Genomic DNA, 15918 nt, shown 5'->3' with positions numbered 1-15918 from the left:
GCCGCTATTTGAGTGAGCGATGGACGGGACGCGATAGATGGCGGCGGAAGAGGACCACTCGGACTGGCTGCCACAGCCGCCGCCCCCGCGACCCGCGCGGCGCGACGAAGCGATCAACGCCGCGATGCGCAAGTTCGACGGAGAAGAGCAGCATGCTGCAGCCCACGAGCGACCGAAACGTTCGTGGGCGAGCACGCACCGGCCGCAGGTGGCGGCGCTCGCGTCGGCGGCGCTGCTGGTCTTCGTTGGCGTACCGGCGGCCTATGTAGGGCTGCAGAATGCGCCGCCGGAGCGCGAGTTTCCGCCGGTGCCGGCGCAAGCGCCCAGGGCTGAGGCGCCGACCGCCCCCGCCGCGCAAACGCCAGCCGAGAGGTCGGCGGTGACTGTGCCTTCGGCGCCCCAACCGTCGGCCCCTGCTGCCGCTAAGTCCGGGATCGCGAGCCAGGGTCTTGCCGACGCGAGCGGCGCGGTGAGCCAGAGCGTTCCCGCCCAGGAAGTTCAGGAAGCACCCGCCGCTGCCCCGCCACCGCCACCGCCACCGCCACCGCCGCCCCCTCCGGCGCCGGTGAGCGAGGCCGCGACCAGCAACGACATTATTCTCACCGGCTCGCGCATCCCCAATCGGGCGCTCGCCAAGCCGCGGGGCTTCGAGGCGAAGTCGGCGGAACGGGTGGCGAACCGCAGCGACGCAGCCTCTGCGAAAGTCGATCCCAGATATTCGGCCTTTCTGTCGCGACTGCAGGCGGCCACGCGCCGCAACGATCGGCGGGCGATGGTTGGTCTGGTCGGCTTTCCGCTGCGCGTGAACGAGGGTGGCGGCAGCCGGACCTATCGTGACGCGAAGTCGGTCGAGCGCGACTTCGACCGCATTTTCACCGCCGAAGTCAGGCGGGCGATCGCCGCTCAGCACGCCGACCGGCTTTTCGTTCGCGACCTAGGCGCGATGATTGGAAACGGGGAAGTCTGGTTCGACCAGACTTGCATCGACGCCGCCTGCTCGAAGCCAGGTCAGGTACGCATCACCGCGGTCAATCCGTAGCGGTTCAGCTTTTCGAGGCGGCGAGGAAGACCTGATACTGGGCCTCGAAGGCGCGCTTGAAGGCGGGCCGCGCCTTGGCTCGTGCAACATAAGCGGCGAGGTTCGGGTAATCGTCCAGCAGGTTCGAGCTGCCGAGACGGATCAGCACTTCGATCATCATCAGGTCACCGGCGCTGAAGTCGCCTTCGAGCCAGTCGGCGTCGCCGAGAAAAGCGGACAACTGATCGAGGCGGTCGCGAACGCGCTCGATGACGAGCGGCAGCCGCTCCGAGCTCCAGCTTTTGTCCTTCTCGAAAAATGCGGAGACTTCATACTGGATGACCGGCGGCTCCATCGTGCTGAGCGCGGCGAACATCCACATGATCGCGCGCTCGCGGGCGTTCGGCTCTTCGGGTAGGAGGCCGGCGCGGGTAGTGGCGATGTGCAGCATGATCGCGCCCGTCTCGAACAACGTGAGGTCGCCTTCCTCATAGGTTGGGATCTGGCCGAACGGCGAGCGGGCGAGGTGCGCGGGCTCCTTCATCTCCTTGAAGGTGACGAGGCGCACGTCGTAGGGCTGGCCGACCTCTTCTAGCGCCCAGCGCACGCGCATGTCGCGCGCCAGGCCCCGTCCGCGATCGGGCGAATTGGCGAAAGCGGTGATGATCGGCTTCATTCTCTTCTCCCTCGTGAAGGCTCTAGGCCATTTAATTCCGCTTTGTCGTATTCCTGAGGCCTGCGTTGCCGACAGATCGGCTTGTTTCCTCGGCGAAGCGAACTCGCGCGACTGGGAAAAGCACTGCACCCTCCGGCACTTAGGAACTCGAAGAATCGGGGCGGGGAGGTTCCAGAATGGCTAGCTCGGTCAAGTCGCTGTCAAATCATTACGAGGTGCTCGGGCTGTCGCCGACGGCAAGCCAGGACGAGATCAACCAGGCGTTCGCGAAGAACATGGGCATGTTCGGCGCGCGTCCGTTCGCCGAGGCCGCGAAGGTCAGCTTGGCTTTCGAAGTGCTCCGCGATCCGGCCAAGCGGCGTGAATACGATCGCTCGATCGGCCTGAAGGCTAAGCCCGAGCCATACAAGTGGACCTTCGCCGTGGCGCCGCAGCGTGGGCTGCCGTTCGCCGTCGCGGCCGTGCCGAAGGTCGTCGCCGAGCCGACGGCGCCGAAGCCGCATGTCACCCAGGCGGAGGCAGAGGCGAAGCGCGCGGAAGACAAGCTCGCATCGCTGATTCAATCGCTCCGCGATCTTTCGGAGCCGACTGCACCGCAATCGGCGCCCGAGAAGCTGCCGACGGCGAAAGAAGCCGTCACGCCTCAGCCGGAAGTCAATGACGCGCCGCCCCCGTTGCGTGTGCCGTTGTTCGTGAACCTGGAGATGGCCGATGATTCGTCTGAACGTGAATTCCTTCGGCAGGATTGGCGACGGCCGGTCTATGTGTTGGGCGCGCTGCTCGTCGGCACCGGGATCCTCGGCGCCGTCGCCGGTCTATCGGTGACCGGCAACAATAGCGAAGCTCAGGCCGAGCCCGCGGTCACCGTCGCGGTTCCTACGGCTAAAGTGCGGACACCGGCTGCGAATGAGGCTGTCGATCCGGCCTTGGCGGCCGAAACGTCCGCGGCACCGCAACCGGCACCCTACATCGAACCGCGGCACCGCATTTCACGACCGCAGTTAGCTGCGTCGAAGGTCGAGGTTCCGGAAGTGACGCAAGAAGCCGCACCAGTTGAGGCTGCGGCTGCCGATCCACTCGCGCCGCAGCCGGAGGTAACGACCGCGGTCGCAGCCAAGTTGCCACTGTCCAATGCCGTCATCGCCCGGACGATCAGCCGTATCGGCTATGCTTGCGGCTCTGTTTCGTCGGCGACCGCCGTCGAAGGCTCGCCCGGCTCGTTCAACGTGACCTGCACGTCGGGCCACTCCTATCGCGCCGCGCCCGTGAAGGGCCGGTATCGCTTCAAGCGCCTGGGCTGATCCCCCCTCGGCCCAGGCGCTTGTTGTGCTATTGCGCGGCGGGTGAACGGGAGGACGACATGAGCGAACGGTTCGAGCGGCACCGGCAGCCGTGGCGGCAGGACGAAGTCCAGAAGCTGCACCAGCTTGCGGGCAAGGGCATGGCGTTGAGGGCGATCGCCAAGGCGCTGACGCGCAGCGAAGAGTCGGTAAAGGATCGCGCCAAGCTCGACCGGCTCAAAATCGTGAAGTTGCGCTAGCGGTCCGTCGGCTGCGCTAGAGCGCCCGAGCCATCGCTACTCTTCGGTGCGAACGAGAACGGTTTCGCCGATCAGTAGGAATAACAGGAATGGCGCCCAGGCAGCGATGAAGGGCGAGTATGCGCCGGCATTGCCCATCGCGAGGCTGAAATTGTCCGCAACGAAATAAGCGAAGCCGAGCGCCATGCCGAGGCACGCGCGAAGCAGGACCTGGCCCGAGCGCGCGAGGCCGAAGGCGGCCACCGCCGCGAGCAAGGGCATGAGCAAGGTCGACAGCGGCCCGCTGATCTTGTGGGCGAGGCCGGCCCGGGCTTCGTCGGTCGGCCGGCCCGCGGCTTCGAGTTCCTTGATCCGGCGCTTAAGCGTCCAATAATCGAGCTCGGAAGGGTCGACCTTGGCTAGGGTGAGCTGGTCGGGCGTTACGCCGCCTAGGCCGGCTGAGACCGGCAATCGTCGAACGACATTCATGTCGGCGTCGTAGACGCGAACATTTTCGAACCGCCATTCGCGGGAACCTGGCTGCGGCGTGGCGGTGTCGGCGACTAGTACGCGGCGAAGGACGCCGCCCGACCGGTCGTAGACACGGACCTGCCGAGCAACGAGCCGGTTACCGCGGCCGTTGACGATACCGGCGCGGATGAGGTCGTCGCCGTTCAGCACCCACACGTTCGTCAGGATGCCCCGGTCGGGTGGGAGGGGTTTATAGTCGTTGTCCGACCAGGCGTTAACGATGCGAGCACTGTTGACGACGATCGTTTCGTTGAAGGCGAACAAAGCGGCGGCAATGCCGATGCTGGCGACCACCAGCGGGGCAAGGATCTGGTGCGCGGACAGGCCTGCCGCCTTCATCGCCACGACCTCGCTATTCTGGTTCAGCCCGACGAACGCGATCAAGGTACCGAGCAGGACCGAAAAGGGCAGGAAGCGCTGGATCAGCAGCGGGATGCGCAACGCGACGTAGCGCCACAACTCGGCATCGCCATTGCCGGGCACGGCGAGGATCTTACCGGACTCGCCGAGAAGGTCGAGGGTCATTAGCACCATCACCAGCGCGATGAGCACGCCGAGGCTGCGCGTGATGAACAGCCGGACCATGTAGAACGCGAGCCGGCGCGACGGAAAGAAGCTGAGGTTGATCAAGCCGCGCGCGCCTTTGGCAGCAGGTTACGTATGCGGCGCGCGGTCTTGGACGCGAACCATTCGAGCGCGCCAATCGGCTGGCCGCCCGGCTTGTGCGCGAGGATGTGGTACATCCACAGAATCATCGAGGCGAACAGGACGAGCGGCACCCACAAACCGACGACGGCATTGATCTGCCCGTTGGTCGCCGCCTGCTCCGCATATTGGTTCACCTTGTGATAGGCGACGACGATCAGGATGCCGAGGAAGATGCCGAGGGAGGAGGAGCTTCGCTTGGGCGGAACGGCGAGCGCGATGGCCAGCAACGGCAGCATAAGCATCATCATCACCTCGACAAGGCGGAAGTGGAAGGCGGCCTGCGCTTCCAGCTTCTGATGCTCGTTGGGTGCCTCTCCCCCATAGCCGGCCTGCCATAGCTCGTGGAGGTAAAGCTCGTCGGACACGGTCCCGCCACGGCGCCGGAACTGGTCGATAGCGGGCAGGTTGATCGGCAAGGTGTAGAGGTCGAAGGCGAGGGTACGGGGCACCGGGAACTTGGGCGAATCCTGAACGAGGCGGCCCTTGGTCATTCGGAACAGAATAAGATTGGGGTCGTCGGTAGACAGGAACTTGCCGTTCTCGGCGGTGGCAGCGACCGCCATGCCCTTCGGGTCGTCCATCTGCACGAAGATGCCGTGGAGTTGGGTGCCCTTGTTCTCGCTGCGCTCGATGCGGAGCGTCAGGCGCTTGCCGAGGTGGTTGAACTCGCCGACCTTTATCGCTGCGCCGAGCGCGCCCGAGTTGAGGTCGAAGCGAAGCCCTTCGTAGCGATAGTGAGTGTAGGGCTCGAGGTAGCCGACGATGAACAGGTTGATGGCGGCAAGCGGGATTGCGTAGGCGTAAGGAACCCGCAGCAGGCGGCTGTAGCCGAGACCGACGCCGCGCATTGCATCCAGTTCCGACGTCAAAGCTAGCCGCCGGAAGGCGAGCAGGATGCCGAGCATCAGGCCGATCGGGATGCCGAGTGCCAGATATTCGGGAAGCAAATTCGCAAGCATTCGCCAAACGACGCTGACCGGTCCGCCCGCATCGACGACATATTGGAACAGCCGGAGCATCTTATCGAGCACGAGAAGCATGGCGGCGAGCAGCAGCGATCCGACCAGCGGCACGGCGATGGAGCGGGCAAGATAGTGGTCAAGAAGCGCGGTCTGGCGCAAATAATGTCGTCCCGGCACCATCATTTGGCCGCAAAGGCCGGCCATACCCAATAACGGACGGATGCACTCGGGCTCTGCCGGGCGCTTCCGACCATTGAGAACCCTATAGCAAGCGGTCCCGGGAATTCATGCCGAAAGTGATGGCAAGCGTAGAAGGAGGGGAGGCGTCGTCGGAGGATTACTCCATCGCGTCGCAGCTCGCCGTCCGCGCGCCCCGCGTCCGCATCGCATTGCTGTCCAATCCGCGCTCGACCGGAAACATCGCCCAGTTGCCGCGCATCCGGGCTTATTGCGACGAGCACCCCGACGTCTTCCACTATGAGGTCGAAGAGGCCAGCCAGATCGGCGAAGCGATGAAGGTCATCGCCCGCGTCCGGCCGAAAGTCCTCGCCATCAATGGCGGCGACGGGACGGTGCAGGCGGCGCTGACGGAACTTTACAACGGCGGGCATTTTGGCGACACGCCCCCGCCGGTGGCTGTGCTTCCGAGCGGCAAGACCAACCTGATCGCGCTCGACCTCGGCGCGCGGGGGGACCCGATCGCGACGCTCGAGCAACTGATCGAACTGGCACGCACCGACCACCTTGCGCCCTACACGGTCTCGCGCGAGCTGATCGCGCTGCGCCATCCCGGGAGTCCCGACCGGCCGGTGATCGGCATGTTCCTGGGCGGCGCCGGCCTTGCCGACACGATGCTTTACTGCCGTGAACGCATTTATCCCCTGGGTCTCCCGAACGGTATCGCGCACGGCATCACGGCCTTCGCAATGCTCGCCAAGATGTTCTTCAAGATGAAAAGCAGCTTCCTGCCGCCAGATCCCGAGCCGCTGAACATTTCGATGAGCGACGGCGGGAACCGGCTTTCCGGCAAGTTCTCGCTCCTCGCCGTGACGACGCTGGAAAAGCTTCTGTTGAAAAGCGACCTCGGAACGCGTCGCGCAGGATCGCTCAGGATCCTTGCGGTGGAAGAGCGGCCGATGTCGATCTTGCGCGGGATCGCCGCAAGCATCGCAGGTAAACTCGGGCAGGCTTCGCTGCGGGGCGTGCATTTCGAACAGGCCGATGAAATCACGATAGAGGGCGATCGTTCAAACCTCATCCTGGATGGCGAGACGTTCCGCACCGAGGCCGGTCGCCCGATCAGCCTGCGGCCGGCGCTACCGCTGTCGTTCGTCAAGCTGGCGGCGTAAACTCGCACCATGTCCGAGCTGCGCAAGCTCGTTGCCGAGGAATTGGCGACGCCCGTCGATCCGCGCGTGCGGGCGATGGCACAGGCCATTGCGGCCAAGCACGGCCAGGCGTCGCGCGCGGTGCTTTTCTACGGCTCATGCCTGCGCGAGAAGAAGCTCGAAGGGCTAATGCTCGATTTCTACCTGATCGTGTCGAGCTATCGCGCCGCTTATCCGAAGCGGTGGCTCGCGGTGGCGAACCGGTTGATCCCGCCGAATGTTTTCTACTTCGAAGAACACGAACTCGTGGCCAAATATGCGGTGCTGAGCGAGGCCGACTTCCGTCGCCTGAACGGGCCGGAGACGAGCAGCGTGTCGGTGTGGGCGCGCTTTGCGCAGCCTTCGCGGCTGGTGTGGGCGGCGGATGCCGAGGCTCGCGAAAGGGCTATCGATGCGGTCAGCCGCGCGGCGCCCACGTTGCTGGGGGCGGCCGGTCAGCGAAAGGGCGAGAAGCCGCTCGACTGGTGGCGGCGCGCATTCGTGCTGACCTATTCCGCGGAACTTCGGGCGGAGCGCAAAGGGCGGAGCGTGTCGGTCGTCGATGCCGATCGGCCACGCTACCAGCGGTTCACGGGGCCCGCTGCTGCGGAGATTGAGCGTGGCTCCAGCGGAAGTTGGCGCTGGCGCCGGATCGAGGGAAAGACTCTGTCCGTGGTGCGCCTAGCGAAGGCCAGCGCGACCTTTGCCGGCGGGGCAGACTATATCGCCTGGAAGATCAATCGCCACGCAGGAGTCGAGATACGATTGAAGCCGTGGCAGCAGAAGCATCCGCTGCTCGCGGCGATCAGCCTGCTCCCCCGGCTGCTGAAGTCCGGGGCGGTTCGCTAGCTGTCCGCGCGAGGGCGGCGGAAACGGCGCTCGCCAGGGCACCGACTGTGAAGGGCTTGCGGAGTAGTTCATGCCCACGAAGGTCGTCGCTTTCGCCCTCGCCGACGTAGCCCGTGACGAACAGCACCGCGAAGTCGTGGGGTGAGGTGCGCTTCAAGTAGCGGATTAGCTCGGGCCCCGTCATCTCGGGCATGATCACGTCGGTGATGACGAGGTCGAACACCTGTTCCTGGAAGACGCGGATGGCGTCGGCGCCGCTGCTGCACGCGATCGGGTCGTAATCGAGGTCTTCGAGCGCATCGACGGTCGCCGCGCAGACGCGCGGATCGTCCTCGACGAGGAGGATGCGAGCGCCGGGAACGCGAGCGTCCGTGTCGGCGCGCTGGGCTGACGTCGCCGGATGGATACGTAGAGGCGCCGCCACTTCGGTGCGGGGCAGGTAGATTGCGACCGACGTGCCGCGCCCGACTTGGCTGTCGATTCCGACCTCGCCGCCCGACTGGTGCGCGAAGCCGAAAATCTGGCTGAGGCCGAGGCCAGTGCCCTTGCCGACCGGCTTTGTGGTGAAGAAGGGTTCGAACGCGCGCTCGAGCACGTCCGGCGGCATGCCGCAGCCGGTGTCCGTGACGCTGATCTTCACATAATCGCCCGCACGGATGTCGCCAACGGCGTTGGCCGCAAGCTTCACATTTTCGGTGGCGATGCGCATCGAGCCTTGGCCATCCATCGCGTCGCGCGCGTTGACCGCAAGGTTGAGGATGGCGTTTTCAAGCTGATGCGGGTCGACGTAGGTGGGCCACGTCTCCGGCGCCCTGTCGACTTCGATGCGGATGCGCTCGCCCAGGGTACGATCGAGAAGGTCGGACATGCCGCCGATCAGCTCGTTGCTGTCGACGCGCTCCGGCAGCAGCGGTTCGGAGCGAGCGAAGGACAGCAGGCGCCGGGTCAGCGCAGCGGCGCGCGTGGCGCCTTCCATTGCATTGTTGAGGTGCATCATGACTTCGCGGCGAGGACCGTTCAGGCGGCGCAAGGCGAGGTCGATACCGCCGACGACGACGGCGAGCATGTTGTTGAAGTCGTGCGCGATGCCGCCGGTAAGCTGGCCGACGGCCTCCATCTTCTGGACCTGGCGCAGCTGCGCCTCGGCCGCTTCGCGTTCGGCCGCTTCGGCCTTGAGCGCCTGGTTAGCCTCCCAAAGCTCCTGCGTCCGCTGGCGGACCGCCTGTTCAAGCGCTTCGGAGCGTTCGGCTTCGCTCTCTATCTGGCGGCGCGCGGCGGCGTTCTGGCGCAGCGCCTGGACCGAGACGACCCCAAGGAAGATGGCGCCGAGCCCGACGATGAAGCCAATCCAGCTGAGGTAGTCGCTCCGGCGGCTGGCCTGTTCGGAGAAGAACTGGCTGGCCTCGATCCGCGAGCGGAGCGAGGAGCGCTCGGCGCGGATGATTTCTTCGAGCTTGTCGTCGAGGCGCCTGCCCGAGCCCTGCGTCGCGGCTTGGTAGAAATAGCTGATGCCGGCGTCGCCCTGCTTCTGGAGCGCGGCACGGGCGGCGAGCGACAGCTCCTCGCCGCGCTTGCGGTAGAGCTGGCGAAGCTCGGCAACGCGGCGCAGCTGTTCGGGGCTCGTGCGCATCAGGTTGCTGAGCTGGTCGATCTGGAAGCCGGCGAGCTGCCAGTCGCTGGCATAAATGTTGCCGCTCCCCTTCACGTCTTCGTCGAGGACGAAGCGGGCGAGGGCGGCTTCGGAACGGGAAACGTTGGCGCTGACGTTGCGGACGACGAGCGCGACTTCATACGTGTGGCGTTCAGCCGCCAGTGCGCGTTCTCGGGAGTCGTTGGCGAACTTGACGAGGAAGATCATCGCGAGGAGCGCAAGCGCAGCCAGAAGGCCGGCTACAGCGGCACCGCCGCGGCGCCAGTCAAACCTCACTTCTTCTTCGTCCCCAACCCCAATCATCGGGTCAGTTTAGCCCCGTTAACCTTTGAACGGAACCCAAAGGTTCCACGAAAAATGTTCAGCTTATACAGCCTGTTGCACGTCCCGCCGCAGCAAACATGGTTAATATCTCTCCGACCTGCTCCTCGCTGTGCAAAGCGCATAGCGAGCAGCGTAGCAAGGTCATGCCTGCAGGGGTCGCCGGCGGACGGGCGAGGTTCACGTAGAGGCCCTCCTGCAGAAGGGCCTCCCACATCGCGGCGCCGGTCTCGAGGTCGGGCATGATGACGGCGATGATGGCCGACTGCGCCTCTTCGGTGCCGAGCGTGAAGCCAAGCTGGCGAAGGCCGGCGTGGAGCCGCTTGCTATTCTCCCACAGGTGAGCGCGCTTGTCGGCGCTGTCCATCAACTTGCGGATCGAAGTGGCGGCGGTCGCCACGACGCTCGGCGGGAGAGAGGCGGTGAAAACGTAGGGACGGCAAACCAGTCGCAGAATCTCGAACTTCGGGTGGTTGGAGACGCAGAAGCCGCCGACCGTGCCGACTGACTTCGAAAACGTGCCGATGATGAAGTCGACGTCGTCGATGATGCCCTGCGCCTCGGCGACGCCACGGCCGTGCTCGCCAATGAAGCCCATCGAATGCGCTTCATCGACGAGGACCATCGCGCCGTTGGCCTTGGACACGGCGACCATCTCCTTGAGCGGCGCGATGTCGCCGAGCATCGAATAGACGCCTTCGAGGACGACAAGCTTTCCGGCGTCTTCGGGGATGCGCTTGAGCCGCTTTTCGAGCGCTTCGATGTCGTTGTGGCGGAACGGCACGATCTGCGCGTTGCCGAGCGCGCATCCGTCGTAGATCGACGCGTGGCTGTCGATGTCGAGGACGATGTAGTCGTCCTTCCCAGCGATTGTCGAAATGATTCCGAGGTTCGCCTGGTAGCCGGTCGAGAAAACCATGGCGTGGTCCATGGCGTAGAAGTCGCACAGCGCCTGCTCGACCGCCTTGTGGCCGCCATAGGTGCCGTTGAGGACGCGGCTACCAGTCGTGCCGCTGCCGAATTCGTCAAGCGCCTTCTTGCCCGCCGCAACGACGTCGGGGTCGAAGGTCATCCCCATATAATTGTAAGTGCCGAGAAGGATCGTCCGTCGGCCGTTGCAGATGGCGACGGTCGGACTCTCGACCCGCTCCATCACCAGGTTGAACGGGTCGGTGACGCCAGTCGACAGCAGATCCTCGCGCTGCTGGATCAGCGGGTCGAACTTGGAGAAGAGGTCGGTCACTTGCCTGCGGTGAGCCGCTGCAGCGCGTCGATCAGCTGGCCGACGGTCTCGATCTCCGCCTGCATGTTCATGCTAATGATGACGTCGAATTCGTCTTCGATGTTGGCGACGAAGTCGAGGACGGTGAGGCTGTCCCACTCAAGATCCTGCGCGAAGCGCGTGGCTTCGGTGACGGCGACACCCTTTTTGTTGAAGGGCTCGACGAGTTCGAGGACTTTGGCGGCTATCTGCTGGCGGTCGGACATGGGGTTTTCCGTTAGTGCGGGGAGAGAGGCTTCGCAACGCAATGGGGCGCGAATGGGGCGTTCCCGTGGCGGTTGGCAAGCGCGCGCGATCGAAGAACTCGCTGCCGCTCCAAAACCAGGCGGCCGATTCCGGGTCGCAGCGACTAGAGCCAGTCCTTCTTCCGGTACCAGTCCCCCGTTTGGCGAAGTCCGTCTTCACTCTGAATTTGCGCCTGCCACAGCGACGGGGGCGCGCCGAGCTTCGGGTCGACGACCCAGTTGCGGTGTGAGAAATAAGCGGCGCGGTCCACCGTCAGCTTCGCCTTGGGGCCGCGGAACAGCTGATCGGCGCGGGCGGCTAACTTGAGAAACATGCCGGGCGCCGACACGATCGCCGGATTGGTGCCGACGGCGCGGCCGAGGGCGCGGGCGAACTGGCGGTGAGTCCAGCCGCCGGACTTTCCGTCATCGGGTTCGATCAGCAGGTTCGACGGCGCACTTGCGCCACAGAGCGCGAGAAGAAGCCGGGCGAGATCGTCGACATGAATGAGCGAGACCTTGCCGTGTGGCGGCATGAGCATCAGGCCGAGCTTGGCCATGCGGAACAGCTCCAGCGTCTCGCGGTCGCCGGGGCCGTAGACGGCAGGCGGACGGACGATTGCCCATTCCAGGCCGGACGAGCGCACCAGCTCCTCAGCCTTGGCCTTTGAGGCGCCATAGAGCGACAACTTGGGCTCGCGGGCGGCCAGCGAGGAGACCTGAATGAAGCGGTGAATGCCGCCTGCTGTGGCTGCGGCAAGCATGGCCAGCGTCCCTTGGACGTTGCCCTTGCCGAAAGACTCGGCGTCCTGCGCGTTGATGACTCCGGCGACATGAATGATCGCGTCGGCGTCGGTCACCAGCTGGTGCAGAGCGGTTCGGTCTTCGAGGTCGCCGCCGATCCATTCGACACCATTCCGCGGTGGTTGTTCGCGACGGGTCAGCGCTTTTATCTCATGGCCGGCCGCGAGTGCCTCGTCGATCAGGTGCGATCCTACGAAGCCGGTGCCGCCCGTGATGGCGAGCTTCATAGTGGCGACCAGAATCTTTCGTCGTTGGACACAACGGACTCTTCGCGGGCAGCGTCGCCGAGGCGCTCGATCACTGCGTCGAGCAGCGGCTCCATCCCTTCGTCGATTGGCGCGGAAATGGGAAATACGTGGGCGCCGGTTTCCTTTTCCAGTGTTTTCACAAGCTTGGCGCGCTGGTTTTCGTCGAGAAGGTCAGCCTTGCTGAGCGCGATGATCTCGGACTTTTCGTCAAGGCCGGCGCCATAGCTGTCGAGCTCGCCGCGGACGATCCGCCACGCTTCGATAGGATCGTCGCCGTCAGCGGCAATCAGGTGAATGAGTATTCGCGTGCGCTCGACATGGCCGAGGAAGCGGTCGCCGACCCCGGCGCCTTCGGCTGCGCCCTCGATCAGTCCGGGGATATCGGCAAGGACGAACTCGCGCCCCTTGTGGCGAACCACGCCGAGCTGTGGGCGTAGCGTCGTAAACGGGTAGTCGCCGACCTTGGCCGAGGCGTTTGTGACGGAATTGAGGAAGGTGGACTTGCCAGCGTTGGGAAGGCCGAGAAGGCCGACATCCGCCAGCAACTTGAGGCGCAGCCAGAGCCAGAGCTCTTCGCCCGCCTCGCCGGGCTGGTGCTGGCGCGGTGCGCGGTTGGTCGAAGTCTTGTAGCTGGCATTGCCGCGGCCGCCCAATCCGCCCTTGAGGAAGGTCACTCGCTGGCCCTCCTCCGTCAGGTCGGCGAGCAGGGTGCGCTCCTCGTCGTCAGCAAGAATCTGCGTTCCCACAGGCACCTTGATCACGAGGTCGGCGCCCCCCGCGCCCGTCTGGTTCGAGCCGGCCCCGCCTTTCCCGCGCGGCGCGCGGAAGTGCTGAGTGTAGCGGAAGTCGATTAAGGTATTGAGGCCGGGCACTGCTTCGAAGACGATGTCACCGCCCTTGCCGCCGTCGCCACCGTCCGGCCCGCCATATTCGATGAATTTTTCGCGCCGGAAACTGACGGCTCCGGGGCCGCCCGCGCCGGAGCGAACAAAAATCTTGGCCTGGTCGAGGAAATGCATGTCGGGAGTGCAGTTAGGCGATGTGTGATGGCAGGGGAACCTTCGCGGCAAGGCGAAGGACAAGACAAGCCGATATCTGACCGTAACGATTGCCTTTTTCCGGCGCCAAACTTTACGTTTGTTAAGTTAACGTGCTATTTGTCGGGGGCCGGACAATGCCGGCGAAACAGACAGGGGAATTCACCGTGAGGAAATATCTCCTTGCAGCGGCTGCCGCCGCTGCAATCGCTGCGCCAGCCGCGGCTCGTGACCATAGTGGATATGTCGGCGTCGACGCCGGTGTGATGTGGAGTGATAACCACGCCCACATCAATGCGACCGATAGCTATTACTGCGACTATTTTAGCTACTATTTCAGCAGTTGCAGCGTTGGCATAAGCAACAGGAACAAGCTCGGTTACGATATCGACGCCAGGGGCGGCTACGATTTCGGCATGTTCCGCCTGGAGGGCGAGCTCGCGTACAAGCACGCCAAGCAGAAGGATAAGACCTTCGGTGACCCGGCGATCGCCGCCATCGGCGTCGATGGGAAGACCAGCAACTTTTCCGCCATGGTCAATGGCCTCATCGATTTCGGCAACGACGACTCGTTCAACTTCTCCGTTGGCGGCGGCGTCGGCTGGTCGAAGACGAAATATCACTTCAACTTCAACACCATCACCGCCGGCGGTGATGGGAGCTACTATTTCGACAACTTCGGCGGAAGCTTGAGCAAGAGTAAGTTTGCGTGGCAGCTGCTTGCCGAAGCGCGTTATGCCGTCTCGCCGCAGGTCGATGTCGGCCTCAGGTATCGCTACTTCAACGCGGGGAGCCTCAACCGCTCGTTCGTTGATGGCGACGGCGGTGTCATTCGCGCCAATGCGAAGTTCCAGAGCAGCAGCATCATGGCGAGCCTGATCTACAACTTCGCGCCGCCACCGCCGCCACCGCCGCCGCCTCCGCCACCGCCGCCACCACCGCCTCCGCCGACGCAGACATGCCCGGACGGTTCGGTGATTGACGTGTCGGCGACGTGCCCGGCTCCACCGCCGCCACCGCCGCCACCTCCGGCGCCGAGCGGCGAACGCGGCCAATAGCCTAGTTCGACGATCGAAAGATTTGGGCGAGGCGGGCGACCGTCTCGCCCTTTTCTTCGGAGCGGCTCAGTCCGCCCAGTGGTCCAGAGCGGGTCCGAGCGCCTGCTTCAGTCCGCCCAGCCAAGGCTCGTAATCGCGCCAGACATCCACGCCCGCGCGATTGATCGGGCGCCGCACCTGTTCGGCGCTGGGCGTACGTATCGCACGATCGGTCTTGTGGAATTCGAGACAAGCGGGGTCGAACGGAAGGCCGAGATGGTCGATCATGCGGCGCACTTCGGCTTCGGGTTGCTCGATCAACTGCTCATTGATCATCCGGCAGACGACACCCGGCTGCACCTGCTCGAAATGCTGCATGAAGCGCCAGTAATCGCGGTAGAATGCGCCGATCCACCGAAGATCGTATGAGAAGCCGAGGCCGGTGGCGTAATTCTGCTTAAAGTTTGAAAAGCCGCACGCCATCGGATGGCGGCGGGCGTCGATCACATGCGCGTTGGGCAGCGCGGCGCGGATCAGCGCCAGGTTCATCCAATTGGACGGCATCTTGTCGACGAAATAGGGGCGATCGGTCTGCCGGAACGGGCGCGTGCGGTCGATATATTCCTCGCCGATGGCCCGCATTTCCGATGGGCTGACCGCCGCAATGGCTTCGACCGCGGACAGTCCGGAGGAGCGGCTAAGGCGATCGCGAATGCTCCGCATGACAGGAAGCTCGGTCGTGCCTTCGATGAGAGGGTGGCTGGCGAGAATCTGTTCGATTAAGGTCGAGCCGGACCTATGGAGTCCGACGACGAAGATCGGGCTCCCGTCAGTGTGGCCGCTGCCGGCGTGCCGTTCGAAGAATTCCGGCGTGATCGTCTTGAGCGACTCATCGACGAAGTCCGTGACCTCGACCTGGTCGGGGCTGAAGGTGCGCGCGCGAATGGCATTTCCGGCCGCGTAATGGCGAAAGCTCTGCTCGAATTCGCGGCGATCCTCGAACGCTTTCCCCAGTGCGAAATGAATGTGCAATGCGTGGTCTTCGCCAGGCCTGCTGCGAAGCGCTGCCTGCATCCGTCCGATATCGGCGGGCAAGAACTTGAACGATTTGAAATTGGCGAGCGTCCACCATGCATCGCCGTGCGCCGGGTCCGCGCGGATCGCCTTCTGCAGCGCCTTGATGGCATCGTTCGTGCGGCCGACGGTCTTCAGCGCGTTGCCGAGGCTGACCCAGACGCCCGGGTTGCCGGGCTGATCACGCAGCATCGACTTGTACAATGCGATCTGGCGGTCATGCATGCCGAGCGCGCCGGCAATGCCGCTTTCGACCGCCTGTACCTCAAAGTCGTTCCGCACCGACTGAGGCAGTTGCTCGATCTCCGCCAGAGCATGCGCCGGCGCGCTTTTCTGGAGATGGAAAACGAGCGCCAGGCGGCGGTTTACCGAAGGATCGGCGGCAAGAGCGCGGCGAAGCAGGATCGTGGCTTCCTCGGTCGAGCGTTGGTTTGCCGCAATCTCGGCGAGGATACTCAGGGCGTCCGCATCGTTGGGGGACAGCAGAAGATGGTCCTGAAGCATCTGACGCGCCTGCGCGAAATTCCCGCCGCGCATGGCCGTCGCAGCAAGCGTCAGCAGCGCTCTCGATCCACGCGCTTGATCCGCCAGAGGTGAGCGCAGGACCAAA

General features: G+C 64.4%; 15 protein-coding genes. 6 read left to right on the top strand and 9 right to left on the bottom strand.

Annotated elements, in window-relative coordinates:
* Nucleotides 1–37: 37 nt before the first annotated feature.
* Entirely contained in the window at nt 38–1039 is a 1002-nt protein-coding gene (locus ABD704_RS07195) for a hypothetical protein (RefSeq protein WP_344698998.1), read from the top strand.
* 4 nt (nt 1040–1043) lie between these two features.
* Here the strand turns inward: ABD704_RS07195 and ABD704_RS07190 are convergent, their stop codons facing one another.
* Nucleotides 1044–1694, bottom strand: coding sequence for a glutathione S-transferase family protein (locus ABD704_RS07190; protein WP_344698997.1), 651 nt, complete (start codon nt 1692–1694; stop codon nt 1044–1046).
* Nucleotides 1695–1870: 176 nt separating this feature from the next.
* Between ABD704_RS07190 and ABD704_RS07185 the strand changes: the two genes are divergently transcribed.
* Both ABD704_RS07185 and ABD704_RS07180 read left to right on the top strand, forming a co-directional pair.
* Nucleotides 1871–2995 (top strand): J domain-containing protein, encoded by a 1125-nt coding sequence (locus ABD704_RS07185; RefSeq protein ID WP_344698996.1) that lies wholly within the window; start codon nt 1871–1873, stop codon nt 2993–2995.
* A gap of 59 nt (nt 2996–3054) precedes the next feature.
* Nucleotides 3055–3234 (top strand): hypothetical protein, encoded by a 180-nt coding sequence (locus ABD704_RS07180; protein ID WP_344698995.1) that lies wholly within the window; start codon nt 3055–3057, stop codon nt 3232–3234.
* Between the two features lie 36 nt (nt 3235–3270).
* Here the strand turns inward: ABD704_RS07180 and lptG are convergent, their stop codons facing one another.
* Both lptG and lptF read right to left on the bottom strand, forming a co-directional pair.
* Nucleotides 3271–4371 (bottom strand): LPS export ABC transporter permease LptG, encoded by a 1101-nt coding sequence (lptG, locus tag ABD704_RS07175; RefSeq protein WP_344700508.1) that lies wholly within the window; start codon nt 4369–4371, stop codon nt 3271–3273.
* A complete protein-coding gene (lptF, locus tag ABD704_RS07170; protein ID WP_344698994.1) occupies nt 4371–5573 on the bottom strand; it encodes an LPS export ABC transporter permease LptF in 1203 nt (400 codons plus the stop codon). Before lptF ends, lptG begins: the two co-directional genes overlap by 1 nt.
* 140 nt (nt 5574–5713) lie before the next feature.
* On the opposite strand from lptF, the gene ABD704_RS07165 reads away from it, so the two are divergent.
* Nucleotides 5714–6763, top strand: coding sequence for a diacylglycerol/lipid kinase family protein (locus ABD704_RS07165; protein ID WP_344698993.1), 1050 nt, complete (start codon nt 5714–5716; stop codon nt 6761–6763).
* A gap of 9 nt (nt 6764–6772) precedes the next feature.
* Nucleotides 6773–7630, top strand: coding sequence for a hypothetical protein (locus ABD704_RS07160; protein ID WP_344698991.1), 858 nt, complete (start codon nt 6773–6775; stop codon nt 7628–7630).
* Here ABD704_RS07160 and ABD704_RS07155 read toward each other — a convergent pair.
* From ABD704_RS07155 to obgE, 5 genes are all read right to left on the bottom strand, one after another.
* A complete protein-coding gene (locus ABD704_RS07155) occupies nt 7587–9557 on the bottom strand; it encodes an ATP-binding protein (protein WP_344698989.1) in 1971 nt (656 codons plus the stop codon). The genes ABD704_RS07160 and ABD704_RS07155 overlap by 44 nt on opposite strands.
* A gap of 85 nt (nt 9558–9642) precedes the next feature.
* Complete coding sequence (spt, locus tag ABD704_RS07150; RefSeq protein WP_344698988.1) at nt 9643–10845, bottom strand: serine palmitoyltransferase; 1203 nt, start codon at nt 10843–10845, stop codon at nt 9643–9645.
* On the bottom strand, nt 10842–11090 hold the full coding sequence (locus ABD704_RS07145) for an acyl carrier protein (protein ID WP_344698987.1): 249 nt from the start codon (nt 11088–11090) through the stop codon (nt 10842–10844). The genes spt and ABD704_RS07145 overlap by 4 nt, the downstream gene beginning before the upstream one ends.
* Before the next feature lie 143 nt (nt 11091–11233).
* On the bottom strand, nt 11234–12139 hold the full coding sequence (locus ABD704_RS07140; RefSeq protein ID WP_344698986.1) for an NAD-dependent epimerase/dehydratase family protein: 906 nt from the start codon (nt 12137–12139) through the stop codon (nt 11234–11236).
* Nucleotides 12136–13179: a GTPase ObgE gene (gene obgE, locus ABD704_RS07135; protein ID WP_344698985.1), complete on the bottom strand. Its 1044-nt coding sequence runs from the start codon at nt 13177–13179 to the stop codon at nt 12136–12138. Before obgE ends, ABD704_RS07140 begins: the two co-directional genes overlap by 4 nt.
* 185 nt (nt 13180–13364) lie before the next feature.
* On the opposite strand from obgE, the gene ABD704_RS07130 reads away from it, so the two are divergent.
* The gene (locus ABD704_RS07130) at nt 13365–14255 is read left to right on the top strand and encodes an outer membrane protein (protein WP_344698984.1); all 891 of its coding nucleotides are present in this window, start codon (nt 13365–13367) and stop codon (nt 14253–14255) included.
* A gap of 66 nt (nt 14256–14321) precedes the next feature.
* Here the strand turns inward: ABD704_RS07130 and ABD704_RS07125 are convergent, their stop codons facing one another.
* Nucleotides 14322–15917, bottom strand: a complete 1596-nt coding sequence (locus ABD704_RS07125; RefSeq protein WP_344698983.1) for a sulfotransferase — start codon at nt 15915–15917, stop codon at nt 14322–14324.
* Between the last annotated feature and the right edge of the window lies 1 nt (nt 15918).

This window comes from Sphingomonas limnosediminicola (assembly GCF_039537965.1).
GTDB lineage: Bacteria > Pseudomonadota > Alphaproteobacteria > Sphingomonadales > Sphingomonadaceae > Sphingomicrobium > Sphingomicrobium limnosediminicola.
Note: the sequence above shows the minus strand (reverse complement) of the source record. Positions and strands in the feature narration are given on the sequence as shown.

Excerpts from the sequence above, each read along its gene's own strand:
- obgE (WP_344698985.1), bottom strand. The coding sequence starts at position 13,179 with ATGCATTTCCTCGACCAGGCCAAGATTTTTGTTCGCTCCGGCGCGGGC.
- ABD704_RS07160 (WP_344698991.1), top strand. The coding sequence starts at position 6,773 with ATGTCCGAGCTGCGCAAGCTCGTTGCCGAGGAATTGGCGACGCCCGTC.
- ABD704_RS07190 (WP_344698997.1), bottom strand. The coding sequence starts at position 1,694 with ATGAAGCCGATCATCACCGCTTTCGCCAATTCGCCCGATCGCGGACGG.
- ABD704_RS07185 (WP_344698996.1), top strand. The coding sequence starts at position 1,871 with ATGGCTAGCTCGGTCAAGTCGCTGTCAAATCATTACGAGGTGCTCGGG.
- ABD704_RS07180 (WP_344698995.1), top strand. The coding sequence starts at position 3,055 with ATGAGCGAACGGTTCGAGCGGCACCGGCAGCCGTGGCGGCAGGACGAA.
- ABD704_RS07165 (WP_344698993.1), top strand. The coding sequence starts at position 5,714 with ATGGCAAGCGTAGAAGGAGGGGAGGCGTCGTCGGAGGATTACTCCATC.
- ABD704_RS07140 (WP_344698986.1), bottom strand. The coding sequence starts at position 12,139 with ATGAAGCTCGCCATCACGGGCGGCACCGGCTTCGTAGGATCGCACCTG.
- ABD704_RS07195 (WP_344698998.1), top strand. The coding sequence starts at position 38 with ATGGCGGCGGAAGAGGACCACTCGGACTGGCTGCCACAGCCGCCGCCC.
- ABD704_RS07145 (WP_344698987.1), bottom strand. The coding sequence starts at position 11,090 with ATGTCCGACCGCCAGCAGATAGCCGCCAAAGTCCTCGAACTCGTCGAG.